Source organism: Chryseobacterium sp. UF-81 (genome assembly GCF_058245105.1).
This window is the reverse complement of record NZ_JBSIBX010000009.1, coordinates 125,216-149,250: the sequence shown is the minus strand read 5'-3', so window position 1 is coordinate 149,250 and position 24,035 is coordinate 125,216. Positions and strand designations below refer to the sequence as shown.

Here is a 24,035-nt window from a genome sequence, read left to right as displayed (position 1 = left end):
TCCTTATCCTCTTAATTTATTAAATATACTAACATCCACAGAACGGGTATTTCTATACAGCATAGCAATAATTGCCAGACCTACCGCTACTTCAGCGGCGGCTACCACCATAATGAAGAAAACTAAAAGCTGTCCGTCTCCGTTTCCTTTATACGCTGAAAAAGCAGCCAATAAAAGGTTTACAGAATTCAGCATAAGCTCTACACAGCCCAAAATAACAATAGCGTTTTTTCTTAACAATACTCCCAATACTCCTAGAGAAAACAATACTGAAGAAAGTATGATGAAATAGTTAAGAGGGACGCTTTGTATAAATGTATTTACTTCTCCCATAATTTTATAAATCTTTTTTACCGATTAATACCGCACCTACAATACCTGCCAAAATCAGGATAGAAGCAAGCTCAAACGGTAAAACATATTGATTAAACAAAAGTCTGCCCAGATTTTTCGTAAGACCTACACCCTTATCTACATTCTCAACAACAATGTGATTGTCCTGAACGCCTCTGAATACCCCTAAAATTCCAATTAACAGAAGACCGGCTGTAAAAACTCCAACAAATTTTAAAGTATTGTTCTTCTTACTTTCGTCTTGCTTATTAAGGTTAAGCATCATCAGGATATAAAGGAATAATACCATGATGGCTCCGGCATATACTATAATCTGAATGATCGCAAGGAACTGGGCATTCAGAAGAATGTACATTCCGGCAATTGAAAACATCGTAACAATTAATGACAGAATAGCATAGAGAGGATTTCTTGCAAATACAAAATATACTGCACTAGCTACTGCTAAAAACGCCACCAAGAAAAATAAAAACTGATCCATTATTTTACCGCATTTTTTTGTTTCTCGGACTGTCTTGTCGTAATATCAATCCTTTCATTTATTTTTTCAACCAATTTATCTTTTCCATAGATGAAAGAGCCTCTGTTGGTTTCTACATCCACCAATCTGTCTGTAAGATAAATAGCAGATTTCGGACAGGCTTCTTCACACATCCCGCAGAAAATACATCTCAGCATATTGATTTCATATACAGAAGCATATTTTTCTTCTCTGTAAAGACCTTTTTCCTCTTTTGTTCTTTCCGCAGCCGTCATGGTAATGGCTTCTGCAGGACAGGCTACAGCACAAAGTCCGCAAGCCGTACATCTTTCCCTGCCTTCTTCGTCTCTTTTCAGAACGTGCTGACCTCTCCAGATGGTAGTTCTCGGTTTCTGTACTTCCGGATATGAATATACTGCGGGAGCACCTTTTATCACGGTTCTTACAGCATGCTTAAATGTAATCCCCATCCCTGTAAAAATAGCAGGAAGGTAGATTTTTTCAGCAAGGGTCATTTCTTTTTTGGAAACAACTTTTGATCTGTTTGTAAGTTTCATTTAATTATAGATGTTAGATGTTAGACGTTAGATGTTAGAAGATGGAAGTGGGTTTTTATTTCCCGCATCACCATATTATCACATCATCACATCATCTCATTTTCAAATTATTCTAGTTGGCAAATGCTAAAATTACAGCACCTGTAATCAATAGGTTTACTAATGCCATCGGGATCAAAGTTTTCCATCCTAAGTGCATCAGTTGGTCATATCTAAATCTTGGAAGCGTCCATCTGATCCACATGAAGATCAGAATTCCGATTACCGTTTTCGTTAAGAATGCTACGATACTCAATATTCCTGCAGCGTTTTCACCCCAGTTCTGAGTTACCCATTCGATTCCGGGATAGTTGTAACCACCGAAGAAAAGAACAACCATGAAAGCATTGGAGATAAACATGTTCACATATTCGCCGAACATATATAATCCCAGTTTCATGGAAGAATATTCCGTAGAATATCCTGTTACTAATTCAGATTCGCATTCAGGTAAATCGAAAGGGTGTCTGTTGGTTTCTGCCAGGGCAGCTACAAAGAATACAAGGAAAGCAATCGGCTGGTAGAAAATGTTCCAGTTTAAACCGGAAACCCAGGGAATAACTCCCCAAAGTTTTCCTGTAGTCTGGCTTTCTGTAATTTCTTTTAAATCCAAACTTCCCGTCATCATAATGATAGAAAGTAATGCTAATCCCATTGCCAGCTCGTAAGAGATCATTTGGGAAGAAGCACGGATAGCACCTAATAATGAATATTTGTTATTCGAAGCCCATCCTCCGATCATGATTCCGTATACGCCGATGGAAGCCATTCCGATGATGAAAAGTACACCAACATCGATATTTGCTACTTGTAAATCGTAAGAAATTCCACCAAAATTCAAGGTTTTACCCCAAGGGATAACCGCTCCTGTAATTAATGAAATAAACATAACCAAAGCCGGCCCTAATACGAAAAGAAACTTTTCAGCATTGGCAGGGGTAAAATCTTCCTTAAAGAAAAACTTTCCACCGTCGGCAAGAGGCTGCAGCAATCCGAAAGGTCCTGCTCTGTTGGGACCAATTCTATCCTGCATGATAGATGCAACTTTTCTTTCTGCCCAGGTAGAGTAGGCTGCTATCGTAAGAGATAACAGGAAAAGCGCCAGTACAAGTATAATTTTAAATGTTAGTAAATCCATTCTGAATTTTAGATTTTAGATTTTAAATTATAGATTTTAAATGACTTCATAATCTATAATTTAAAATTTATAATTTATTATTATTTTTCGTCTTTTTCACTGATTTCTTTCGCCATAGGATTATCTAATACTCTCAGCTCATCCTTAGGTTTTTCGTAGTGGTTCAATGAAATTACCGAGTGTCTGTCGATATGTCTAGGGCCTTCGATATTCCAGTCAGAAAGTTCTTTTCTTTCGAAACGGCAGGTATCGCAGATAAATTCTTCTACTTCACCCCACTGGTCTTTTCTGGCAGTAACTCTTACAATTTCATCACCTTTCATCCAAACTACAGCTTTTCCTGAACATTTATCACATTTACAAGAAGCATTCATCGGTTTTGTGAACCAAACTCTGCTTGCAAAACGGGAAGTTCTGTCTGTTAAGGCTCCAACCGGGCAAACATCAATAATGTTTCCGATGAAGTCGTTATCCAAAGCTTTATTTAAATAGGTAGAAATTTCAGCGTGATCTCCTCTGAAAAGAATTCCGTGTTCTCTTTCACCAGTTAACTGGTTGGCTGCCAATACACATCTTGCACAAAGAATACAACGGTTCATATTCAGCTTGATATTCGGACCAAGATCGTCTGCTTCGTAAGTATTTCTTTCAAATTCGGTTCTTGTCTCAAGGTTTCCGTGCTCGTACCCAAGATCCTGTAGGTGACATTCACCGGCCTGGTCGCAGATAGGGCAATCCAGAGGATGGTTTACCAATAGGAATTCGGTAACGGCTTTTCTGCCTTCCTGAGCTTTTTCGGAAGAAAGATTCTTCACTTCCATACCGTCCATTACGTTAGTTCTGCAACTTGCAACTAATTTAGGCATAGGACGCGGATCTGCTTCGGATCCTTTCGAAACTTCGACCAAGCAAGTTCTACATCTCCCTCCGCTGGTTTCCAATTTGCTGTAGTAGCACATTGCAGGAGGTACAGATTTTCCACCAATTTGTCTGGCAGCTTCCAAAATAGAAGTCCCAGGCAAAACTTCGGTAGTCTGTCCGTCTATAGTTATTTTGAATTTTTTAACCTCTTCGCTCATATTCTATGCTTTCGCTTATGCTTTTAAGGCGTTAAGCTATATTTTAATTATACTTCTTCGTGTTAAATGTATACCCGACTCCTGCAAGGACCTGTCCGAAAACAAAATCCTGACGGGCTTTATCCGGTTTGTTATTCAATGTAGTTTTAATATCCCACATATTGATATATCCGGCTTTTGCTTCTGCTCTGATCATCCAGTTTTTCCAGAAAACCAGGTTAAGGCTGGATCTGAGATCGGTTCCCATTCCTGCAACGTGAAAACGGTCACTTCTTTCATTTCCAAAAAGCCTTACATTACTTTTAGGAAACATAACCCCGATTCCTGCTCCGTAAGACCATATTAAATCTATATTTTTCTTATGAATAAGATTTTTATATTTCTCAAGACCTAAATTTTCATAATTAAGTCCGTCTGTGTGCTCGAAAGTAAGGAACTCAGTATCTGCTAAATTCACCTGTCCGTTATGCACCATCGCTGCATATTTAGGATCTGAAATTGTTCCTGAAAAATCAACCGTCTGGTCCTGTTTCATTACATATTTCATATGATCTATTCCTAGAACAAGGGCTAAATTATCTTTTATAAAATATCCGATTCTGAAATTGTACTGCGTTACGGTAAACCAGCTTGGATCAATATATACGATTCCGAACTTGGTAGGTTTATCTCTTGCCTGTACATTATTCAACTGAAAATCATATCCGTTTCCGGTAAAATGGATATCAGAATTACTGAAAGCTCCTCTGTTCCATCCGTAAAAAACAAAGACCTGACCTTTCTTGCTCAAAGGATTAGGTTTCTGCCTCTTCTCTTTCTTTGGAGCTACCTCCAGTTTATATTCTTTGTCTAATGTATCCTGTTTTATTTGCCCAAAAGCAAATCCCGACATCATTAAGCCGACAACCAATAACTTCTTCATCTTTTAGTTATGCATTTTTTTCAACAGCCGGAATTGGATCTGCATAATTTGCCAATCCATAATTTTGTGTTTGAGACAGTTCCGGGTTTTTAATATGCCATTCAAATTCATCTCTGAAATGGCGGATCGCTGCTGCAACCGGCCAAGCTGCTGCATCACCCAATGGACAAATAGTATTTCCTTCTATTTTTCTCTGTATATCCCAAAGAAGGTCAATGTCTTCCATTTTTCCTTCTCCTTTTTCAATTTTTTTCAGGATTTTGTACATCCATCCCGTTCCTTCACGACAAGGGGTACATTGTCCACAACTTTCGTGATTATAAAATCTCGCTAAAGTCATGGTGTGCTCCACGATACACTGGTCTTCATCCAAAACGATGAAACCTCCTGAACCCATCATGGTTCCGGTAGCAAAACCGCCGTCAGCCAATGATTCATAGTTCATGTATCTTGGTTCTCCGTTTACAGTTCTCAGTAATAAATTAGCTGGAACAATAGGAACAGAGCTTCCTCCCGGAATACAGGCTTTTAGTCTTTTTCCGTCTTTAATACCACCGCAGTATTCATCAGAATAGATGAATTCTTCAACAGTAATCGTCATATCGATTTCGTAAACTCCGGGCTTGTTGATGTTTCCGCAGGCAGAAATTAATTTCGTTCCTGTAGATCTTCCAACCCCGATTTTAGCATATTCGGCTCCTGTAATATCAATGATTGGAACGATAGCTGCGATAGATTCTACGTTATTTACCACCGTTGGTCTTTCCCAAAGTCCTTTTACAGCCGGGAATGGTGGTTTTAATCTTGGGTTTCCTCTTTTACCTTCAAGGGATTCAAGCAATGCAGTTTCTTCACCACAGATATAAGCTCCACCACCTCTCTGAACATAAATTTCACAGTCGAATCCGGTTCCTAAAATATTTTTACCTAAAAATCCTGCTGCTTTGGCTTCTTCAATTGCTTCTTCTAAAATATCAGGAATCCATGAGTATTCTCCACGGATATAGATATAAGAAACGTTTGACCCTAAACAGTAAGAGGATATAAGCATACCTTCGATCAGTAAATGAGGAAGAAACTCCATCAGATATCTGTCTTTGAAAGTTCCCGGTTCAGATTCATCAGCATTCACGACCAGGTGTCTTGGTACTCCTTCCGGTTTTGCCAGAAAGCTCCATTTCATTCCTGTCGGGAATCCTGCTCCACCACGTCCACGAAGTCCTGAAGCTTTTACTTCTTCAAGAATTTCGTCAGGGGTCATTTTCAAGGCTTTTTCTGCAGCGGTGTAACCTCCCTGTTTACGGTAAGTTTCAAAGTAGCGAATGCCTTCTATATGTGCATCTTTAAGTAAAAGTTTTTTACTCATCGTATATTTTAATTAATCTAAAGCAACCTGTCCCTGTCTGCAAAGATCAAGGATTTCGTCTACTTTTTCTATCGTTAAATTTTCATGAAAGAATTTCCCCAACTGCATCATTGGTGCGTATCCGCAGGCTCCAAGACATTCAGCAGGCTTCAGGGTAAACATACCGTCTTCGGTAGTTTCTCCGTCTTTAATATTCAGTTTGGTTCTGATGTGGTCAAGGATTTTTTCGCTTCCGCACACCATGCAAGGTCCTGTTCTGCATACTTCCAAAACATATTTACCAACCGGCTTCATATTGAACATGGTATAAAAAGTAGCTACCTCATATACTTCAATTGGCTTAATACTTAATAATTCAGCAACATAATCCATTACAGGAACGTCTAACCATCCTCCGAATTCTTTCTGTGCTAAGTGAAGTACAGGAAGAAGAGCAGACTTTTGTCTTCCCTCAGGATATCTTGCGATAATTTTGTGTACCTGTTCTAAACTTTCCGGTTTAAAAGCTATTGTTTCGCTCATATTTAAAGATTTTAGATTTTAGATTATAAATTTTAGATGAAAAAATCATAGTCTAAAAATCTTATCATTTTTTATTATTTATCTTGAACACTTATTTTAGATTAATTTAAAATTTGTAATCTAAAATTTATAATTTCAATTATGCGTCTAATTCTCCTGCAATAATATTCATACTACACATCGTAACGATGGCATCTGAAATTACAGAACCTGTGATCATTTCAGGGTATGCCTGGTAATAGATGAAGCATGGTCTTCTGAAGTGAAGTCTGTAAGGGCTTCTTCCTCCGTCACTCACCAAATAGAATCCTAATTCTCCGTTTCCACCTTCTACAGCATGATAAACTTCTCCTTTTGGCACATCGGTTTCTCCCATAACGATTTTGAAATGGTAGATCAAAGCTTCCATTTTCTGATAAACATCAGCCTTTTCAGGAAGATAGAAGTCAGGGACATCCGCATGGAATGGTCCTTCAGGAAGATTGTCGTATGCCTGATTGATAATTTTAAGTGATTCCCAGATTTCCTGCTGACGAACCATGAAACGGTCGTAGGTGTCACCTGCAGTTCCTACAGGAATAATGAAATCGAAATCTTCGTAAGAAGAATAAGGCTGCGCAACTCTTACATCATAATCCACGCCTGCTGCACGTAAGTTTGGACCTGTAAAACCATAGCTTAAAGCTCTTTCCGCAGAAATTGCTCCTGCTCCGATAGTTCTGTCCATGAAAATCCTGTTTCTTTCCAATAAAGTACAGAATTCTTTAAATCTTGCCGGGAATGTTTTTAGAAAGTCTTTTAATAACTCATGGAATTTTGGAGTGAAATCTCTTTCAAAACCTCCGATTCTTCCCATATTGGTTGTCATTCTTGCGCCGCAAATCTGCTCATACATATCGTAAATACGTTCTCTTTCGATAAACATATAAGTAAGACCTGTAATAGCTCCTGAGTCCATTCCGGTTACCCCGTTACAGATCAGGTGATCACCGATTCTGGCTAATTCCATTAAAATAACACGCATATAGTCTACACGCTTTGGAACCTGTACCCCAATCAGTTTTTCTACTGTCATATGCCATCCAAGGTTATTGATAGGCGCTGAGCAGTAATTCATACGGTCGGTAAGGGTCGTTATCTGAGAATAATTTCTTCTTTCAGAAATTTTTTCAAATGCTCTGTGAATATAGCCCACTGTTTGCTCCGCATGAAGAATTCTTTCTCCGTCCATCGTTAAGATATTCTGGAAGATCCCGTGGGTCGCAGGGTGAGTAGGCCCCAAATTGAGGGTATAAAGCTGCCCGTCAATCTGCTCCTTACTTTCGTATTGGTTAAGTATATTAGATAATGAGTTATCTTTCATAATTTAAATGCTTTAGGCTCTAGGCTCTAGGCTTTAAGCTTATTGCTTATTGCTTATCGCTTATTGCATTATTTTTATCTTCCGAACATATTATCGTCCTTATCTGTTCTGGTGCCATCTTCAAGACGGTATTCTTTCAGCATAGGGTGGTATCCGAGATCTTCCATATTCAGGATAGGTCTCAGGTCAGGATGTCCTTTGAATTTAATTCCGTAGAAATCAAACGTTTCCCTTTCCATCCAGTTCGCTCCGGCAAATAAATCTACAAGAGAATCCACTTCGATATTTTCTCTGGACATAAAGATCTTCAGGCGTAATCTGACATTAGCCATCATATTGTGCAGGTGATACACCACACCGATTTCCTTGTCCGGAAATTCAGGATAATGGATACCGCAGATATCGGTAAGAAAGTTAAATTCCAATGATGAATCTTTCAGATAATGAATAATCTTTTTGATATCATCTTTTTTTACTTCAATAGTTAACATTCCATAAGGCTCTGAACTAGAGATTACAGATTCCGGAAATTCTCTTGTGATTGCTTCTAATACAAATTCGTTCGTCATTTCCGTTTTAGTTGCTAATGTTGTAAGAATCTAACAATTTTTGGTATTCAGGCATATCTCTCCTTCTGATGCTTTCGCTCTCTGCCAAAGCCTGAACCTGCATTACGCCTTCAATGATCTGCTCCGGTCTTGGAGGACATCCGGGAACATAAACGTCTACCGGAATAATTTTATCAATTCCCTGTAAAACAGAGTAGGTGTCAAAAATACCACCGCTGGAAGCACAGGCTCCAACAGCAACCACCCATTTTGGCTCGGCCATCTGGGTGTACACTTCTTTTAGGACAGGTCCTAATTTTTTAGATATAGTCCCGCAAACCATCAGCATATCTGCCTGTCTTGGCGAGAAAGAGTTTCTTTCCATACCAAATCTTGAAGCGTCATACGTAGGGTTCAGGGTAGCCATAAACTCGATACCACAACAAGAGGTTGCAAATGGTAACGGCCAAAGAGAGAATTTTCTGGCCATCCCAATTACACTGCTCAGTTTCGTTGCGAAAAACCCTTCTCCTTCAAATCCTTCGGGAGCAGGTGCATCTGTTCTTATTACTGGTTTGTTATCTGACATCTTGTAGATGATTTTAGATTTTAAATTTTAGATTTTAAATTAACTTCTCATTGATTTAATTTAAAATCCCCATCTAAAATTTTTAATTTAAAATTTTTAATTTCTCTATTTGTCCCAATCTAATGCACCGCGCTTCCATACATAGAAAAATGCCATGAAGAAAATTGCGACAAATGTAAGTACAGCAAGGAATCCTTCCATCCCAAATTCTCTGAAGTTTACAGCATATGGATAAAAAAATACGATTTCAATATCGAATAGTACGAATAATACCGCTGTCAGGAAATATTTGATAGAAAACGGTGTTCTCGCATTTCCCTCTACAGGAACTCCACATTCCCAGCTTTGGTTTTTCACAGAATTTCCTTTTTTCTGTTTTGGTCCCAGAAAATGGGCTCCAAGCAAAGAAACGGCTACGAATGCGATAGCTACACCTGCTTGAATAAGGATTGGAATATAACTTTCAGGTAAATTCATTTTTGCATTATTATCTCAATTTGCAAATTTAGCGAATAAACAAGAAAGCATGAAATTAATAAGCTTAAAAGTGGGATTAAAATAGGGAAAAGCAGTAATTTAGAATCAATAAAAATAGTATTTATTTCTTCATTTTTTTGAGGATAGAATAGGCCATGAACGATATATATCCAAAAAGAATGCTGGCAAGTGCTATATTAACTACAGTATTCATCCTGTCGTCTTCGATCTTAAAAAAGAGGTTATAAGCGATAAATGCTGCAATGAGAACGGCGAAAACAATGAGGTGTGGTTTCATAGGATAAATTTACGAAAGAAATTCAGGTTTTTAGTGCAGTTTTTTTGAAGTGTAAAATATGAATTATCAGTTTCCGGATTAAAATAAGTCACTAATAACTCATGATCTGTCATCTATCATTAATCAATAATGAATAAGTTTTTCTTCTTTTATGATTGACCGGGTTATAGTCCTGCCACAGTACCTGAACGCTTTTATTTTCTTCCAGTTCAGGATTGGTTTCAGCAAATTCAATCCCCATGCTGGTAAAACGCACAAAAATTTCTTTGAATATAATGGCTGTAACGCCCCGTCTCTGGTATTCAGGATGAATTCCGATCAGGTAAAAGTTGGCGCGGTCATTTTTCTTTCCTGCCTGTAAAAAATGCCACCATCCGAAAGGAAACAGCTTCCCTTTAGATTTTTGTAAAGCCTTTGAATAAGAAGGCATTGTGATGGCAAATGATACCAGTTCGTTATTTTCATCCACTACACAGATTACGTAGTTTTTGTCTATAAAAGGGAAGTATTTTTCCCTGTAAGTCTGTATCTGTTCGTCCGAAATGGGAGTGTAGGTTGAAAGGTGTTTATAAGTTTCGTCAAGCAGTTTAAACATGGGTTCCACAAAAGGCAGAATTTCCTGTTTTGATTTGAAGTTGAGAACTTTAAGTTTGTATTTCTGTGCAATCAGCCCACTGAATTTTTCTACTTTTTCCGGCAAGACTTTAGGGAAATTCATCTCATATTCTACCCATTCTTTTTCTTTGGTCAGGCCAAGATCTTCCATGTGTTTCGGATAGTATTCATAATTGTAGATCCCGATCATAGTGGCCAGCTTATCAAAACCCATGGTAAGCATTCCTGCTTTATCAAGATTGGTAAAGCCCATGGGCCCTTCAATCTTATCAATATTGTTTTCTTTGGCGTAATCTATTGCTTTTTGGATCAGAGCTTTGGAAACTTCTTTATCATCAATAAAATCGATCCATCCAAAACGCACTTTTCTGATGCCTAACTCCTTTTCTTCCTTGTGATTGATGATCACGGCTATTCTTCCAGCCACTTTATCGTCTTTCAGGGCAAGAAACTGCCTGGATTTTGAATAATTTAAGGCCGGATTTTCTTTTATGTCCCAAATTTTAAATTCGTCTTTAATAAAGGAAGGGACATAATAGGGGTTGTTTTTATAAAGATCCATGGGAAACCTTACGAATTTTTTTAATTCGTCTTGATTCTTCACTTCAATAACTGAAACTTTAGACATAGATAAAGGGATAATTAGAGAGCAAATATAGATAATAAAATGTAATACTTTGGCACAGTTTTTACATCATTATGCTTAAAATTTAAACACAAAAATCTATATAAAATGATGGGTTATTATATTATTATCGGTGTTTCAATGCTGATAAGCTGGTGGGTTTCGTCCAGATTAAAATCGAAATTTGAATACTATTCCAATGTACATCTTAGAAATGGTCTTTCTGGAAAAGAAATTGCGGAAAAAATGCTGAGAGATAACGGAATCACTGATGTACAGGTAATTTCTGTTCCCGGCCAGCTGACGGATCACTATAACCCGGCGGATAAAACAGTTAACCTTTCAGAAGGAGTCTATATGCAGAGAAATGCAGCAGCTGCAGCAGTAGCAGCACATGAATGCGGACATGCAGTACAGCATGCTGTAGGCTATTCGATGCTGAATCTGCGTTCAAAGCTGGTTCCCGTTGTGAATATAAGTTCTAATCTGATGCAGTTTGTTCTTATTGCAGGGATCGGCATTATGGCTGCAACACGATCTATTGATGATCCCAATGGAAATACTACAGTTTTGGCGATAGGAGTGGCAATGTTTGCATTGACTACACTTTTTGCTTTTGTAACGCTTCCTGTGGAATATGATGCGAGTGACAGAGCAATGAAATGGATTAAAGATACGGGAACGGTTACCCAGGAAGAATTTGTAGGAGTACAGGACAGTTTAAAATGGGCAGCAAGAACTTATGTTGTGGCAGCCCTCGGATCGCTGGCTCAGCTTCTTTATTGGGGTTCTTTACTCCTTGGTGGAAGAAGGAATTAATCTTTAAATTCAAATGAAACATATTGCATCTCGGATAATTTATCTGAGATGCTTTCTTTTTGAGCTAATTTTAAAGATGCGGTGAGAATGCAGTTTTCATTGGCATCAAAATTCAAAACTTTAGCATCAAATTTGGAAAGCAAAGTGAAAATAGTATTCTGCTGGTTGAAGTTGAACTGAATTTCAATTTCTGTTTCAAGCTCTTTGGTGATGATCTTGGCCTCTTCCAATGTAATCTTTGCGCATTCTTTGTAAGCTTTTACAAGACCTGAAACCCCGAGCTTTGTTCCGCCATAATAACGGACTGATATAACCAGAACATTGGTAATTTCATGGGCTAAAAGCTGATTGTAGATGGGCAGGCCTGCACTTCCTGATGGTTCTCCGTCGTCATTTGCCCTGTAATTTTCACCTTCCAGGCCCATTCTGAATGCATAACAGTGGTGGGTAGCCTTAGGATGTTCTGTCCGGATTTTTTCCAATGCTTCTTTCAGCTCCCTTTCGTTATTGACCGGAAAGGCAAATCCGATGAACTTGCTTCCTTTTTCTTTTAATAAGGTATTTTCTATGGGTTTTTCTATGGTTTTGTATTCGAACGTCATTACAGCCGGCTTTATCAATGCAAAAGTATAAATACAACATAAGTTATGCAATCATAAATAAATAAGCCGTCAATATTTTGACGGCTTATTTATCTTTCATGTGATACGTTGAATTCTCCTATGATCCGCAATAATCTAAGGGAAGTAAACACATATAACTGGTAGGACTGCAGAAGTCCTGAGGACATTTGTCTCTGCATCTTGTAGGTTCACCGGTAGGTAATGTGCAGTTTACAAATACTCCACCTGTAATAGTCTTTAAACCAATTCTGGAAATTTTCTTTAGATTTTTCATTTAATTATAATTTGGATTTCAAAGCTTTAATTCACTATGAAGTTAATTATTTATTTTAAATTAAAATGCAATTTTGTAAAATTTTTATTATGTTAAATTGATTTTCTGATATTATTAAACTATAGAATAATAAAAATGGATTAATATTATTTTTACAAGCATAGATTACCAGTTTATATCTATGGGAGATAAAATGAAACTGTATTGTCTCTGATTATTTTAGTTTCGTGAGGCTTTAAATCCAGCTTGGGCGCTTTGGTTCCATTTTTCAGTTCCAGGCTTTCATTTCTTATCACAATAGCTTCATCCCAAAGTTTTGCATTGATAAACTGTAGTAGAGTATAGCTGCCTCCTTCTATGATGACAGATTGGATTTGTTCCTGATAAAAGGTATTCATCAGATCGTGCAGGAAGCTTTCTTTTCCGGCTTTTATAAATTTTATGTTGTTTTCAGACCCTTCTTTTTTACTGTTGATGACCAAAGTTGGTGCTTCATCATTATAAATTTTGAAATCTTCCGGTACTTTCAGATCAAAATCAATGAGGATTCTCACAGGATTTGTTCCTTCAACATTTCTTACGGTCAGGCTTGGATTATCGTTCAAAGCAGTTTGAGTTCCTACTAATATAGCATGTTCGTCGGCTCTTAGCTGATGTACAAACTGGTTGGCCAAAGAATTTGAAATGGCTGTTGGTTTAAAATCTTTATCAAGAAATCCGTCTCCTGATTCGGCCCATTTCAGTATGATGTAAGGTCTTTTCTTTTCATGATAGGTGAAAAATCTTTTATTCAGTTCGATACATTCTTTTTCCAGTATTCCAGAAACCGCTTCAATACCTGCATCCTGAATGATTTTTTTTCCTTTCCCGTTCACTTTGTCATGGGAATCCATGGCGCCGATAACAACTTTTCTGAAGCCAAGTTCTTTAATTTTTAAAGCACAAGGTGGCGTTTTTCCATAATGGGCGCAGGGCTCCAGTGAAACATAGATCGTAGATTCCGGTATAAGATCTTTTTTTTCTACAGAATCGATCGCGTTGATTTCAGCGTGGTTTTCTCCGGCTTTATGATGGTATCCTTCTCCGATAATTTTTCCGTTGTGAACGATCACGCTGCCGACAAGCGGGTTGGGGTAGGTTTTGCCCAGTGCTTTCTGAGCAAGCTCAATGCATCTTTTTATATATAATTCGTCGTTGTTCATAAAGTAAAAAGAAAAAGCGAAGACAAATTTCTTTGCTCCGCCTTTTTTATATTATTTAATAAATTAATCTCCGGTAATGATATTGTGAAGATTCTGCTTTAAGGTTTCCAGATGAGCCTTCTTCTCGTCGATAGTATTGAATGTATCTCTAAGAAGAGGATTTTCTCTTGACGGCTTGTTGAAGAATGCCAGGTTGTTTTCCAGTTTTACAATTTCGCCCTCAAGATCAGAAATCTGGCTCTTGATCTTTCTGGCTTTATCTGTAAGCTGGTTTTCCGTTAAGCCTTCTTCTTTCAGCTCAAGCTCATTGATCTTATTCAGCTTCAGCTTTTCTCTTAACGTTCTGTTGAACTCGGTATTGATTGAGATCTTGTCTCTCGGTACTTTCCCGATATTGTTCCATGCGGTTTTTATGGCTTCTATTCTTTCGATACTGCCTTCGTCATTGGAAACGGTTTTCAGTTCTTCAAGAATTTCTTTTTTCTGTTTGTAATTCTCTTTCCAGTTATCGTTGGAAGCATTGTTTTTCTCTCTGTAATTGTTGAAGAACGTATTACAGGCGTCACGGAATTCGTCCCAGATTTTATTGGTCATGCTCTTTGGAACGTGTCCGATTTTTTTCCAGTCTTCCTGAAGCTTTTTGAAAAGAGGAACGGCGATATCCCATTCTTCATTGTTCATATTGTCCTGAGCAGTCTGGATGAGCTTTAATTTTTCTTCCAGGTTGGTTTGCTGGGAACCTTTGAGAGATTTATAATAATTATTTTTTGTTGTATTGAAAGCTCTGAGGGTTGTTTTGAAATCATTCCAGTTCTGGTTGGACAGTTTTCGGGGAACACTTCCTGTTTTTAAGAATTCAGTACGAAGGTCTTCAACTCTTTTGATCGAATTCTGCCAGTAGCTGTGGTTAGGAGTTTCAGAAGGTTCAGACAGTTTTTTGATTTCTGCGATGATCTCGTTTTTCTTTTCAAGATTATCATTCTGTTCGCCTTCAATGGCTGCAGAGAGTTCAGATTTTCTTTCGTGGATCTTGTTGGAGATCTCTTTGAACTCTTCCCATGTTTTTTCACGGAATTCCTCTGCTACAGGTTCAGCTTCTTCTTTCCAAAGCTTGTGAAGATACTGAAGCTCATTCAGGGCTTTCTGAATTACAGGCTCACTTTCCAGTTCTTTAGCGCGTGCAATGATATGCTGTCTTTTCTCTAAATTATGGCTGAATTCCTGCTCCAGAAATTCTTTATTCAGGTCCAGCATCTGATAAAACTGGTTCAGATGGTGGAAGTAATTATTATTAAGGATCTTGAATTCAGATTTTGCAACCTGGCCGGCTTTTGACCATTCTTCTTTGATCTCACGGATGGATTTGAAGAGATTGGTTCCCGGTTCAGAATTGGTATAAAGGTTTTTAAGTCTTTCTATGATGTTCTGGCGGTGGTCAAGGTTTTTCTTCTGCTCTTCATCCTGAGATTTCTGGTAGCTGTCATGTTTTTCCCTGAAAATATTAACCAGAGCGGAGAATTTGGATTGTAAAGGATGTTCATAGCTGAAGTTTTCAGGAGCATTTCCGGCTTCTGTATATTCATGCTTTTTGTCTTCCACTTCATCATGAATGTAATGGCTTGCTATTTCTTTTAACTGATTGAATCTTTTGAAATTTTCACCGGCATTGGCCGAGTTGATGATAGTTTCCATTTCTTTCAAAGCATCAGCCAGAGAAATATCGTTAGCATGCTCCTCTTCAAGATGTTCTGCGTCATCTTCATGAGCGCTTTCACCATGAGGTACAGGTGTTTCAGATGTTTCTTCTTGAGATACTTCGTTAGAATTTTTGTTTTCTTCGTTTTCAGAAAGATTGTTTTCTGTAATCATAGCAAATCTTTTATGTGAGTGGCGTTAATATCCTTATTGTATATAGCCGCAAAGCCAATTAAGGTACTAATTTAGTTTATTTTTTTTGAAAATTCCAAATTTCCCAAGCTTTTTCTGCTTGCTGTTCAAGCATATAATAGCCATTCACAGTTTTGGCTCCTTTTTCAGAAGCTTTAATGATGAACTGGGTGTAGTTCGGGTTGTAGATCAGGTCAATAATCAGGTGTTCCGGGGTGATACCTTCAAAAGGAAATTGCAGGCAGTCTTCCACATTTGGAAATGTTCCTACCGGAGTGCACTGAATGATGATCTTATGGTTCCGGACTGTCTCACTGTCGATATTCTTGAAATTGATTTCGGAATTTCTGGAAATGGTGAGTGATGGAATTCCATGTTTATCCATCATATATTTTACCGCTTTTGCGGCACCTCCGTTCCCTAGAATCAGCGCTTTGTCCTGATGGGCTTTTTTGTGGAGCAGAAGTGTTTTTTCAAAACCGAAGGCATCAGTATTGTAGCCTGTTTTTTTACCGTCTCTGATCAGAACACAATTGACGGCACCAATCTTTTCTGCTTCGTCGCTGAGTTCGTCAAGATAATCAACAATCTTTTCTTTGTAAGGAATGGTAACATTGAATCCTAACAGTTCAGGATCGTTCATGAGGGTTTCTACTTCACCAATTTCATTCAGATCAAAAATATCGTAAGTAAAGTCTTTCAGCATCAGCTTCTGGAACTTGTCTTCAAAGAATTTTTTGGAAAAGGAATAGGAAATATTCTTTCCTATCAGTCCTAATTTTTTATTGGAATCCATGTATCAAAAATAAAAAAAAGACCGAATAAATCGGTCTTTGTGATCAAATATTTTTTACAGTTTAGTCTACCATGAATTTTGTAGAGAAACGGTCTGTTTTCAGGATGTAATTTCCTTTTGTAAGTCCTTTGATATTGATCTTATTGGAGTTTTTGAAAGGATTTGAAATTACTTCAATCAGTTTTCCGGAAAGGTCATAGATCTCAGCTTTTGAAATTTTGCTTAAGTTTTCACCTTTTACGAATAATTCGTTATTTTTTACCGGGTTAGGATAGATGGTGAATTCAGAATTATTCTTTTTCACATCTGAAGTTCCCAGTGAACCGAAGCATGTCCATGTAAGATCATCTATAGCAACTCTGTTTGAGCCAGGGTTAGTGATCTTAATAATTGCATTTCCACTGATATTTGCGTTAACTGTTGTCGTAGTTACTGTTGTGCTGTATGGAACAGTTCCTATCACAGTTCCATTAACTTCAATATTCAAATTACCATTTGAACCCGTAGTGAATTTTCGTTGAGTGGTTATTGTTATAGACTGTACTCCTCCTGAAATTGTAGAACTTGTTAAATCTCCACCCTGAATAGTAATTGCTCTTCCGTTAATGGTCTGGTCTGTTCTTGCAAAGTTAGCTGTCCATGAAATATTATTATTTGTCCATGTTCTTGTTAAGTATTGGGAATCTGATGCCGGAATATTCTCAAAGTTTTCAGTTCCACAGCTTGTATTTCCGCCAGGCTGTCCTGCGAGAGTTGTTCCGTCTGCGTTATTGCTTGGTGGAGAAGAGTTTCCTGAAGCATCTTTAGCAATGACATAGAAAGTATAGGTAGTAGACGGAGATAATCCCTGAACAGTCGCTGTAGTCCCTGCAACTGTAGTTTTCAGTATTCCGTTAGCATAAACATCATAAGCTGTAACACCGATATTGTCTGTAGCAGCAGTCCAGCTTAAAGAAATCGTATTCGAAGTTGGATTCAGAGTAATAAGATTGGTCGCAGCAGTTGGAGCCTGTGTATCTATAACCGGTGTTCCCCAGATCTGTTCAGCATAAGAAGGATTGTCTATAAACGGATTTCTGTTTCCCTGATAAGTATATGATGCATTATTTCTGGCAATTTCTTCAGCTGAAACGGGATCCATTACATGCCATGCCAAAAGCTGGTTCAGTTCCCATGCCTGAAGCCCAGGATAGGTAGATCCGCCCAGCATATTTCCGGTACTGAAACCTGGAAGTTCAGCTTCATATCTCGTTACAAAATAGAAGATCATTCTTGCTACGTCACCTTTAAAAGCATCGATGGGTTCAAATACGGTCCCTCCATATCCCGGTGATACTGAATTTCCAAGTTTAGATCCGTTATATGATGTATAAGAGGCAGTCTGTACTTTACCAAAAGGGTAGTTTGATCTCATACCATTTACTTTTCCATCGGTGGCACGGATGAAATGGATATCTGCTACCATTGGACTGGCTGAACTGAATAGGCTTTGAGGTACAATGTGCTCTCTGTTGTAGCAGTCACCTTCACCGTTATAACCACTGCCGCCACATTGGTTTGTACCTAAAGTATATGCGTAAGAGTCCGGTCCGTTCGGGTTTTCGGAATAAATATCCAAAATCGTTCCGTCATTTTCGTAAAAAAAGTCACGGTCAGTCGTTGCATATCCTGTCCACAGGCCGCCGTAGCCGTGGTCCTGATGTCCCTGTTTGATTATATTTTTAAGAGCCGTTTTAAGCGGGGCGCCTGTAAATCCTGCAGCGTTATCATAATAACCGGCAGGAGCCTGAGCTGAAGCGAAAATAAATGCAGCACTCAGCAGAAAAAAAGATAAAATTCGTTTCATTTAAAAAAAATTGGGCCGTAAAGGTACAAAAAATTGAAAGTGAAGCCGATTTTATTTCAAATCAGACATATTAACTTTTAGTAATATAATCTTTGCTGATTTTAGAAAAGAACCATGAAATGATGATTCCAAACAGGGAGGCGGTAAACGCTACAATAAGATAATTTTTTCCAACAATTTTTACAGGGAAAGGAAGTATTTCATTAGCTCTGAAAAATTCCGTATAAAGTTGGAAATAGCAGAGTAGGGTTCCTGCAATCAATCCGGAAATCACTCCGGAAACCACGATAAGAAGGCCGGTATAGAAATAGGTCATTCTTAAATGGCTGATCGGAAAGCCTAGTGAAATAAGAGATCTTGACTGTTCTCTTTTGTCAAGCTGAAGAATAATGATAGCTCCTGCCAGATTGAACGTAGTAATGAAGATCACCAGTGCAAAGATAAGATAGATGAACATTTTTTCTGTATTGATCATCTTCCAGAACGCAGCATTCTCTTCTTCCTTGGTTTTTATTTCAATATTTTTTCCCAATGAGGCAAGAAGACTCTGCTTTACAGCATCAGCATTTTCCGGATTTTTTAATTTAATTACAATCTGGTAGGCTGATTTTTTTGGAAGGCTGAGTAATTCTTCTGTAAGCTCTATTGGGGCGATGATATAACTGTCCAGCTGCTCTTTTCCCGGGAAAACTCCAGTCACAAGAAAATCTCTTTTATTATAGATATCTTCTTCTTTGTTAATGATACCGGTTCCCGGCTTGGGCATAAAGATTGTCGCGTAATTGCTTGTGGAATCTATAGGAATTGAAAGTCTGTTGTGCAGGTTCGTTTCCATTAACACCTCATTGGAAAACTCGAAACTTGGGTAAGTTCCATAGAATACATCTTTATCAATAGGATTCACTTTTGTGTAAGCGGAATCAACTCCTCTTAAGTAAGCGATGTCACCTTTACCTTTATAATTAACATACACTTTTTCCTCAATGACGCGAGAAAAGCTGCTGATTGCCTTGTTGTTTTTTAAAATTGTGATGACCTTATCCAGATCTTTCACTGTTTTTCCTGAAATACTTTTCAGTGTCAGATCTGCGTGAAGATTGGAGATCAGATCTTTGTTCAGGGTCTCAAGTCCTGAAAATACTGAAATAATCACAAACATTGCAGTCACAGCAACCGTCATGGCCCCTACCGAAAGCCACGTTATGAATGTCACGGCAGTGCTACCTTTTTTAGCCAAAAGGTATCTGGATGCTATGTAAAATGCAATATTTTTCAAGATTTATAAAACCGGATTGTCGCCTTCGCCTCTTAATTCTCTTTCCAATTTTTCAACATCATCAAGAGCAGTGTCCAGATAAAAGTTAAGCTGCGGAATAATACGTACCTGTTTTGCCATTTTCTGGCCAATAAAATTTCTGTACTGAGGTTTGTTTTCTTCAATTTCCTTCATCACCGCGGAACGGAATTCCTGCGGGAAAATACTTAAATAAATTTTAGCAATACCCAGATCTGCCGATACTTTTACATCTGAAACGGATACCAATATGCTCTGCTTGCTTTCTGAAGCCTGTTTGCGGAAAAGCTCTGCGAAGTCTTCCTGAATGATCTGTGCTACTTTTCTTTGTCTGTTACTTTCCATAAGTTATGCAAATTTAGTACTTTTGTTTGAATTGATACCTTTGAAATTCAGCTCCGGTATCAAATTTACGATTTAATTATATTTATTAGTATTTATGAAGCTAGAACATATCGGTATTGCCGTAAAATCTTTAGGAATTTCTGATGACCTTTTTACCAAACTGTTAGGAAAAGATTCCTATAAAAAAGAAAGTGTGGAAAGGGAAGGGGTTGTCACTTCTTTTTACGAAACCGGTGAAAGTAAAATCGAGCTGTTAGAAGCCAGTAATCCGGAAAGCCCGATCTCGAAGTTTATTGATAAAAAAGGTGAAGGTATCCATCATTTAGCATTTGGTGTAGAAAATATCCTTGAAGAGATTGAAAGATTAAAAAAAGAAGGATTTCAGTTTATCTCCGAAGAACCGAAAGAAGGTGCTGATAACAAATTAGTTGTCTTCCTGCACCCAAAATCCACGAATGGGGTGCTGGTAGAACTTTGTCAAGAAAAGCAATAAAAAGTTTTGTAGTGAAAGAAATTTTGCTATTTTTGCAATCACAAAATTTAACCAAGTTTTGAGGTCCTATAGCTCAGTTGGTTAGAGCACCTGACTCATAATCAGGTGGTCCCTGGTTCGAGCCCAGGTGGGACCACAACAAAAAACCGTAATACTCTAATAAAAGTATTACGGTTTTTATTTTTCCATGGAGCAATATTTAACTTTTCATATTCAATCTTTCCTCCTGAAGATCGAGTAAACGAAGATGTTTTCTGATGATTTCCTCATCTAGTAGAAGTTCTTCGCGGTTTTTATTAATAAGCCAGATTCTTTGAGTTTCAAGAATGTCAATATAAATATTCCGGTATTCATTGTAATTAATAATGATTTCGGAACTGCTCAGCTGTTTTTCATATTTCTGTAGTTGATCCTTTAATGCCGGGAAGCTTTCTATTTTGTGAGCATAATCACTACGGATTTTATCAACTGCCACCTGAGCAAGACTGTTCTGAATTTCATAATCGATTTCCTTTTCACTTCTCACAAAATCCCGGTCTATTGGAGGGAATTTTTTTAATAAAAAAGGAAGCGTAAGTCCCTGAACAAGCAATGTTAAAAGAATCACAACAAATGTGATGAAAAGAATCAGATTTCTTTGTGGAAAAGGAGTTCCGTCTTCTAAAGTCAGGGGAATTGAAAGTGCGGCAGCTAAAGAAACTACGCCTCTCATTCCCGTCCAGCCAATGATCATAGGCGTTTTCCAGCCAGGAGATTGTGCATCTGCAACGGTGATGAAATTTCTCATAATTAGGGTTGTAACCACCGCTGCATAGCCTGCCAGAATTCTAACAATAACCAAAACTGCGGTAACGGCAACTCCATAGCGGATTGCTGTGTAAATATCGGTCTCACCTAAGCCGGAAACAATCTCAGGCAGATCTAAGCCGATGAGCATGAAAACAATCCCATTGAGCAAAAAACAAAAACTTTCCCAAACTGTTACAGTACGTATTCTGGATGCACTGCTCAAAAAATCATGACTGCGATAGGAGAGAAATAAACCACCACTTACCACCGCCAGAACTCCGGAAGCGTGAAGTTGTTCTGCTGCCAGATACATCGAAAAAGGCGCAATAAAAGTGAGTAAAATATCAGTGTTTGAATCGGTGGGTAAGATCTTGTGCATTTTCAGAAAAATATAAGCGATTGCAAGGCCTATTCCTACACCACCAATGCACATCCATACAAAACTTCCCGCTGCTTCGTGCCATACAAATTGCCCGGTTGCTGCAGCAATCATGGCAAAACGGAAAATGATTAAGGAAGAAGCATCATTCAGCAAACTTTCGCCTTCGAGAATGGAAGCTAGCCTTTTGGGCACTTTTACAAATTTCAGAATCGCTCCGGCACTTACTGCATCGGGTGGAGAAACAATCCCGCCCAATAAAAAGCCTAGTGCTAAGGAAAATCCCGGGATAAAATAATTGGCGAAAACCGCAACCGATAAGGCCGTGAAAAACACCACTACGAAAGCAAAACTGAAGATTATCCTGCGCCACCGCCAAAGTTCTTTCCATGAGGTAGACCAGGCTGCTTCATACAATAAAGGGGGCAGAAAAATAATAAATATTAATTCAGGTTCTATTTTTATCGGAGGTACTCCTGGAATAAAGCTTATTAAAAGCCCTGCCAGCACAAGCAAAACAGGATAGGCAACCTTAATTTTTTTTGCCAGCATAATAAGCATGGTAATGAGCAGAACCAGAAAAAGATAGAATTCGAAATTTTCTAACATGCATAAATTTTAGATAAATATATAGTAAATTTTAGAAATATTGAAAGCCTGTTTAAAAATTAAACCGGCTCTAAATGTTGGAGATATATAAATGTTACCAATTAAATTGGACTCTACTATTATCATTTACATTAGCTCTTTCATGAGCTATTAAAATCCCATATAAGTGATATATTTCATGTTGTTTTGCTTTTTTCACTGAACGTTGAATATTACTTTTGTTGAAAATTTTAAAAACTATGAAAAAACAAATTTTACTTTGCATCAGCACATTGCTGATGCTTTTCATGGCTTCATGTTCTTCAGAAGAGCTGAACACTGAAGTGACATCTGAGAATCCGGGAAAAGAGAGTCGTATAGCCGCCGGAAAATTTGCAGGTGACGGGCAATATGATGTTCTGGGCCATGGTTATAACGCAACAGGTGAATACGCAAATGCGAGTGCAGCAGGCTTTAAAGTAATTGATATTGACAGATTCAAAGCTGAGCAGGGTCCCAGATTGGTTGCTGAAAATACGCTTTCACAGGATTATGTTGAAGAGTATGGTGAAAATGCTGAAACCTATTCTAAAATGGTGTCGACCAAAGTGGATGTAACGGCTGGTATCCCATTATTTAAGAAAACACTTTCTGTGGGCTTCAATTCTGCAGTGACTAACACCAATAAGTTCGATGCAAAATATATTTATGGAAGCTACAATCTTTTAATCAAACAAAGAAGATTGAGATTCAATGCAACCACAGACATGTTGGGAGATTATCTGACTCCTGAATTTGTGCAGGATTTACAGACAAAAACGCCTCAGCAAATTGTTCAGGATTATGGTACCCATGTAACGGTAGATATTTATACAGGGGCTAAAATGGATGTTATATTCCAATCCGAAACCACTAATGAATCCCGTGACCGTGCAGCCAGAATCGGTGTGAAAGTCGGGATGAAAGGTATTTTTGATGTCAATGTAGAGAATGATGTAAATACATCGGAATCACACAAAAATTTCTCCAGGAAGTTATCATATAGAACAAGAGGGGGAGATCCTTCAAAAGGTCTGATCGGTGAATTGAACCTGGACCAATCCAATCCTAAAATCAATATCGCCAACTGGCAAAACAGTTCTACTGCGAATAATGCTGTTTTGGTAGATTTTGGAAACAATGGACTGGTATTTATTTATGACCTAGTAAAAGACCCTGTAAAAAAAGCTCAGCTTCAGGCATATGTTAATCAGTATCTGATTGATAATAAAGTTTTCTTAGATTATATTCCTGTTCCGGTTTACGGTTTTTATAGTCCTGGAGACAGAGATCATTACCTTGCAACTTCTCCCGGAACACCTTATAATTATCAGGCTGAAGGCGAGCAGTTTAAAGCATATACTTATAAAGCCCCGAATACTGTTCCTGTTTATCAGTTCTACAGTGGAAGCGAAAGAGATCACTATTATTCCACTCATTCCGGAACGCCTAACCAATATGCCTATGAAGGAATTGCATTTTATGCAACAATGGACAGTTCAAAAAAACCTATTTATCAGTTCTATAGTGGAAGTGAAAGAGATCACTATTATTCTACTTATCCCGGAACTCCAATTAATTATGTAGCAGAGGGCATTCCTTTTTATGCCTATTAATTAAATATATTTGTTGATATCTTTACAGGAGGCCGTCTCACATCAAGGTGAGACGGTTTTTTATTGGGTTCA

General features: G+C 38.0%; 26 protein-coding genes and 1 tRNA gene. 4 read left to right on the top strand and 23 right to left on the bottom strand.

Annotated features, from left to right (window positions below):
* Nucleotides 1–3: 3 nt before the first annotated feature.
* The 14 genes from nuoK to AC4IFE_RS13645 all read right to left on the bottom strand — a co-directional run bounded on the left by nuoK (nucleotide 4) and on the right by AC4IFE_RS13645 (nucleotide 10,976).
* Nucleotides 4–333, bottom strand: coding sequence for an NADH-quinone oxidoreductase subunit NuoK (gene nuoK / locus AC4IFE_RS13710; protein ID WP_099765818.1), 330 nt, complete (start codon nucleotides 331–333; stop codon nucleotides 4–6).
* 4 nt (nucleotides 334–337) lie between these two features.
* Entirely contained in the window at nucleotides 338–835 is a 498-nt protein-coding gene (locus AC4IFE_RS13705; RefSeq protein WP_116012811.1) for an NADH-quinone oxidoreductase subunit J family protein, read from the bottom strand.
* Nucleotides 835–1,392 carry a NuoI/complex I 23 kDa subunit family protein gene (locus AC4IFE_RS13700; RefSeq protein ID WP_116012812.1) on the bottom strand — a complete coding sequence of 186 codons (558 nt, stop codon included), beginning with the start codon at nucleotides 1,390–1,392 and terminating at the stop codon, nucleotides 835–837. Before AC4IFE_RS13700 ends, AC4IFE_RS13705 begins: the two co-directional genes overlap by 1 nt.
* Nucleotides 1,393–1,504: 112 nt before the next feature.
* The gene (gene nuoH / locus AC4IFE_RS13695) at nucleotides 1,505–2,569 is read right to left on the bottom strand and encodes an NADH-quinone oxidoreductase subunit NuoH (RefSeq protein WP_490757723.1); all 1,065 of its coding nucleotides are present in this window, start codon (nucleotides 2,567–2,569) and stop codon (nucleotides 1,505–1,507) included.
* Between the two features lie 80 nt (nucleotides 2,570–2,649).
* The gene (locus AC4IFE_RS13690; protein WP_490757722.1) at nucleotides 2,650–3,648 is read right to left on the bottom strand and encodes an NADH-quinone oxidoreductase subunit G; all 999 of its coding nucleotides are present in this window, start codon (nucleotides 3,646–3,648) and stop codon (nucleotides 2,650–2,652) included.
* A 43-nt stretch (nucleotides 3,649–3,691) separates the two neighbouring features.
* Nucleotides 3,692–4,570 (bottom strand): hypothetical protein, encoded by an 879-nt coding sequence (locus AC4IFE_RS13685; RefSeq protein WP_490757721.1) that lies wholly within the window; start codon nucleotides 4,568–4,570, stop codon nucleotides 3,692–3,694.
* Nucleotides 4,571–4,577: 7 nt separating this feature from the next.
* On the bottom strand, nucleotides 4,578–5,936 hold the full coding sequence (nuoF, locus tag AC4IFE_RS13680; RefSeq protein ID WP_111960061.1) for an NADH-quinone oxidoreductase subunit NuoF: 1,359 nt from the start codon (nucleotides 5,934–5,936) through the stop codon (nucleotides 4,578–4,580).
* A 12-nt stretch (nucleotides 5,937–5,948) separates the two neighbouring features.
* Complete coding sequence (locus AC4IFE_RS13675) at nucleotides 5,949–6,458, bottom strand: NADH-quinone oxidoreductase subunit NuoE family protein (RefSeq protein ID WP_040996940.1); 510 nt, start codon at nucleotides 6,456–6,458, stop codon at nucleotides 5,949–5,951.
* 139 nt (nucleotides 6,459–6,597) lie between these two features.
* Entirely contained in the window at nucleotides 6,598–7,821 is a 1,224-nt protein-coding gene (locus tag AC4IFE_RS13670) for an NADH-quinone oxidoreductase subunit D (protein ID WP_490757720.1), read from the bottom strand.
* Nucleotides 7,822–7,895: 74 nt separating this feature from the next.
* Nucleotides 7,896–8,390: an NADH-quinone oxidoreductase subunit C gene (locus AC4IFE_RS13665; protein WP_116012818.1), complete on the bottom strand. Its 495-nt coding sequence runs from the start codon at nucleotides 8,388–8,390 to the stop codon at nucleotides 7,896–7,898.
* 7 nt (nucleotides 8,391–8,397) lie between these two features.
* A complete protein-coding gene (locus tag AC4IFE_RS13660; RefSeq protein ID WP_047397471.1) occupies nucleotides 8,398–8,958 on the bottom strand; it encodes an NADH-quinone oxidoreductase subunit B in 561 nt (186 codons plus the stop codon).
* A 105-nt stretch (nucleotides 8,959–9,063) separates the two neighbouring features.
* Nucleotides 9,064–9,435 (bottom strand): NADH-quinone oxidoreductase subunit A, encoded by a 372-nt coding sequence (locus tag AC4IFE_RS13655; protein WP_048502955.1) that lies wholly within the window; start codon nucleotides 9,433–9,435, stop codon nucleotides 9,064–9,066.
* Between the two features lie 121 nt (nucleotides 9,436–9,556).
* On the bottom strand, nucleotides 9,557–9,733 hold the full coding sequence (locus tag AC4IFE_RS13650; protein WP_490757719.1) for a hypothetical protein: 177 nt from the start codon (nucleotides 9,731–9,733) through the stop codon (nucleotides 9,557–9,559).
* A 109-nt stretch (nucleotides 9,734–9,842) separates the two neighbouring features.
* On the bottom strand, nucleotides 9,843–10,976 hold the full coding sequence (locus AC4IFE_RS13645; protein WP_490757718.1) for a GNAT family N-acetyltransferase: 1,134 nt from the start codon (nucleotides 10,974–10,976) through the stop codon (nucleotides 9,843–9,845).
* 108 nt (nucleotides 10,977–11,084) lie between these two features.
* Here AC4IFE_RS13645 and AC4IFE_RS13640 point away from each other — a divergent pair, with 108 nt between their 5' ends.
* Nucleotides 11,085–11,792, top strand: coding sequence for a zinc metallopeptidase (locus tag AC4IFE_RS13640; protein WP_490757767.1), 708 nt, complete (start codon nucleotides 11,085–11,087; stop codon nucleotides 11,790–11,792).
* On the opposite strand, the gene AC4IFE_RS13635 is transcribed toward AC4IFE_RS13640, so the two are convergent.
* From AC4IFE_RS13635 to rbfA, 8 genes are all read right to left on the bottom strand, one after another.
* Entirely contained in the window at nucleotides 11,789–12,394 is a 606-nt protein-coding gene (locus AC4IFE_RS13635) for an IMPACT family protein (RefSeq protein WP_490757717.1), read from the bottom strand. The genes AC4IFE_RS13640 and AC4IFE_RS13635 overlap by 4 nt on opposite strands.
* Before the next feature lie 118 nt (nucleotides 12,395–12,512).
* Nucleotides 12,513–12,689, bottom strand: coding sequence for a bacteriocin-like protein (locus tag AC4IFE_RS13630; protein ID WP_490757716.1), 177 nt, complete (start codon nucleotides 12,687–12,689; stop codon nucleotides 12,513–12,515).
* 179 nt (nucleotides 12,690–12,868) lie between these two features.
* A complete protein-coding gene (gene ribD / locus AC4IFE_RS13625; protein ID WP_490757715.1) occupies nucleotides 12,869–13,891 on the bottom strand; it encodes a bifunctional diaminohydroxyphosphoribosylaminopyrimidine deaminase/5-amino-6-(5-phosphoribosylamino)uracil reductase RibD in 1,023 nt (340 codons plus the stop codon).
* A gap of 63 nt (nucleotides 13,892–13,954) precedes the next feature.
* On the bottom strand, nucleotides 13,955–15,760 hold the full coding sequence (locus tag AC4IFE_RS13620) for a DUF349 domain-containing protein (RefSeq protein WP_490757714.1): 1,806 nt from the start codon (nucleotides 15,758–15,760) through the stop codon (nucleotides 13,955–13,957).
* Nucleotides 15,761–15,836: 76 nt separating this feature from the next.
* Nucleotides 15,837–16,574 carry a shikimate dehydrogenase family protein gene (locus AC4IFE_RS13615; RefSeq protein ID WP_490757713.1) on the bottom strand — a complete coding sequence of 246 codons (738 nt, stop codon included), beginning with the start codon at nucleotides 16,572–16,574 and terminating at the stop codon, nucleotides 15,837–15,839.
* A 61-nt stretch (nucleotides 16,575–16,635) separates the two neighbouring features.
* Nucleotides 16,636–18,420 carry an endonuclease gene (locus tag AC4IFE_RS13610; RefSeq protein ID WP_490757712.1) on the bottom strand — a complete coding sequence of 595 codons (1,785 nt, stop codon included), beginning with the start codon at nucleotides 18,418–18,420 and terminating at the stop codon, nucleotides 16,636–16,638.
* A gap of 70 nt (nucleotides 18,421–18,490) precedes the next feature.
* Nucleotides 18,491–19,696 carry an ABC transporter permease gene (locus AC4IFE_RS13605; protein WP_490757711.1) on the bottom strand — a complete coding sequence of 402 codons (1,206 nt, stop codon included), beginning with the start codon at nucleotides 19,694–19,696 and terminating at the stop codon, nucleotides 18,491–18,493.
* Between the two features lie 3 nt (nucleotides 19,697–19,699).
* On the bottom strand, nucleotides 19,700–20,059 hold the full coding sequence (rbfA, locus tag AC4IFE_RS13600; RefSeq protein ID WP_111960081.1) for a 30S ribosome-binding factor RbfA: 360 nt from the start codon (nucleotides 20,057–20,059) through the stop codon (nucleotides 19,700–19,702).
* Between the two features lie 94 nt (nucleotides 20,060–20,153).
* Between rbfA and mce the strand changes: the two genes are divergently transcribed.
* Nucleotides 20,154–20,552: a methylmalonyl-CoA epimerase gene (gene mce / locus AC4IFE_RS13595; RefSeq protein ID WP_490757710.1), complete on the top strand. Its 399-nt coding sequence runs from the start codon at nucleotides 20,154–20,156 to the stop codon at nucleotides 20,550–20,552.
* A 62-nt stretch (nucleotides 20,553–20,614) separates the two neighbouring features.
* Nucleotides 20,615–20,688: transfer RNA gene (locus tag AC4IFE_RS13590), tRNA-Ile, on the top strand.
* Between the two features lie 63 nt (nucleotides 20,689–20,751).
* Here AC4IFE_RS13590 and AC4IFE_RS13585 read toward each other — a convergent pair.
* On the bottom strand, nucleotides 20,752–22,329 hold the full coding sequence (locus tag AC4IFE_RS13585) for a Na+/H+ antiporter (protein WP_490757709.1): 1,578 nt from the start codon (nucleotides 22,327–22,329) through the stop codon (nucleotides 20,752–20,754).
* Between the two features lie 239 nt (nucleotides 22,330–22,568).
* Here AC4IFE_RS13585 and AC4IFE_RS13580 point away from each other — a divergent pair, with 239 nt between their 5' ends.
* Complete coding sequence (locus AC4IFE_RS13580) at nucleotides 22,569–23,963, top strand: MAC/perforin domain-containing protein (protein WP_490757708.1); 1,395 nt, start codon at nucleotides 22,569–22,571, stop codon at nucleotides 23,961–23,963.
* Nucleotides 23,964–24,035 lie beyond the last annotated feature (72 nt).

Excerpts from the sequence above, each read along its gene's own strand:
- AC4IFE_RS13655 (WP_048502955.1), bottom strand. The coding sequence starts at position 9,435 with ATGAATTTACCTGAAAGTTATATTCCAATCCTTATTCAAGCAGGTGTA.
- AC4IFE_RS13620 (WP_490757714.1), bottom strand. The coding sequence starts at position 15,760 with ATGATTACAGAAAACAATCTTTCTGAAAACGAAGAAAACAAAAATTCT.
- AC4IFE_RS13635 (WP_490757717.1), bottom strand. The coding sequence starts at position 12,394 with ATGACGTTCGAATACAAAACCATAGAAAAACCCATAGAAAATACCTTA.
- nuoH (WP_490757723.1), bottom strand. The coding sequence starts at position 2,569 with ATGGATTTACTAACATTTAAAATTATACTTGTACTGGCGCTTTTCCTG.
- AC4IFE_RS13645 (WP_490757718.1), bottom strand. The coding sequence starts at position 10,976 with ATGTCTAAAGTTTCAGTTATTGAAGTGAAGAATCAAGACGAATTAAAA.
- AC4IFE_RS13700 (WP_116012812.1), bottom strand. The coding sequence starts at position 1,392 with ATGAAACTTACAAACAGATCAAAAGTTGTTTCCAAAAAAGAAATGACC.
- rbfA (WP_111960081.1), bottom strand. The coding sequence starts at position 20,059 with ATGGAAAGTAACAGACAAAGAAAAGTAGCACAGATCATTCAGGAAGAC.
- AC4IFE_RS13660 (WP_047397471.1), bottom strand. The coding sequence starts at position 8,958 with ATGTCAGATAACAAACCAGTAATAAGAACAGATGCACCTGCTCCCGAA.
- nuoK (WP_099765818.1), bottom strand. The coding sequence starts at position 333 with ATGGGAGAAGTAAATACATTTATACAAAGCGTCCCTCTTAACTATTTC.
- nuoF (WP_111960061.1), bottom strand. The coding sequence starts at position 5,936 with ATGAGTAAAAAACTTTTACTTAAAGATGCACATATAGAAGGCATTCGC.
- AC4IFE_RS13705 (WP_116012811.1), bottom strand. The coding sequence starts at position 835 with ATGGATCAGTTTTTATTTTTCTTGGTGGCGTTTTTAGCAGTAGCTAGT.
- AC4IFE_RS13690 (WP_490757722.1), bottom strand. The coding sequence starts at position 3,648 with ATGAGCGAAGAGGTTAAAAAATTCAAAATAACTATAGACGGACAGACT.
- AC4IFE_RS13670 (WP_490757720.1), bottom strand. The coding sequence starts at position 7,821 with ATGAAAGATAACTCATTATCTAATATACTTAACCAATACGAAAGTAAG.
- AC4IFE_RS13665 (WP_116012818.1), bottom strand. The coding sequence starts at position 8,390 with ATGACGAACGAATTTGTATTAGAAGCAATCACAAGAGAATTTCCGGAA.
- AC4IFE_RS13650 (WP_490757719.1), bottom strand. The coding sequence starts at position 9,733 with ATGAAACCACACCTCATTGTTTTCGCCGTTCTCATTGCAGCATTTATC.
- ribD (WP_490757715.1), bottom strand. The coding sequence starts at position 13,891 with ATGAACAACGACGAATTATATATAAAAAGATGCATTGAGCTTGCTCAG.
- AC4IFE_RS13640 (WP_490757767.1), top strand. The coding sequence starts at position 11,085 with ATGGGTTATTATATTATTATCGGTGTTTCAATGCTGATAAGCTGGTGG.
- AC4IFE_RS13630 (WP_490757716.1), bottom strand. The coding sequence starts at position 12,689 with ATGAAAAATCTAAAGAAAATTTCCAGAATTGGTTTAAAGACTATTACA.
- AC4IFE_RS13685 (WP_490757721.1), bottom strand. The coding sequence starts at position 4,570 with ATGAAGAAGTTATTGGTTGTCGGCTTAATGATGTCGGGATTTGCTTTT.
- AC4IFE_RS13585 (WP_490757709.1), bottom strand. The coding sequence starts at position 22,329 with ATGTTAGAAAATTTCGAATTCTATCTTTTTCTGGTTCTGCTCATTACC.
- AC4IFE_RS13580 (WP_490757708.1), top strand. The coding sequence starts at position 22,569 with ATGAAAAAACAAATTTTACTTTGCATCAGCACATTGCTGATGCTTTTC.
- AC4IFE_RS13675 (WP_040996940.1), bottom strand. The coding sequence starts at position 6,458 with ATGAGCGAAACAATAGCTTTTAAACCGGAAAGTTTAGAACAGGTACAC.
- mce (WP_490757710.1), top strand. The coding sequence starts at position 20,154 with ATGAAGCTAGAACATATCGGTATTGCCGTAAAATCTTTAGGAATTTCT.
- AC4IFE_RS13615 (WP_490757713.1), bottom strand. The coding sequence starts at position 16,574 with ATGGATTCCAATAAAAAATTAGGACTGATAGGAAAGAATATTTCCTAT.
- AC4IFE_RS13610 (WP_490757712.1), bottom strand. The coding sequence starts at position 18,420 with ATGAAACGAATTTTATCTTTTTTTCTGCTGAGTGCTGCATTTATTTTC.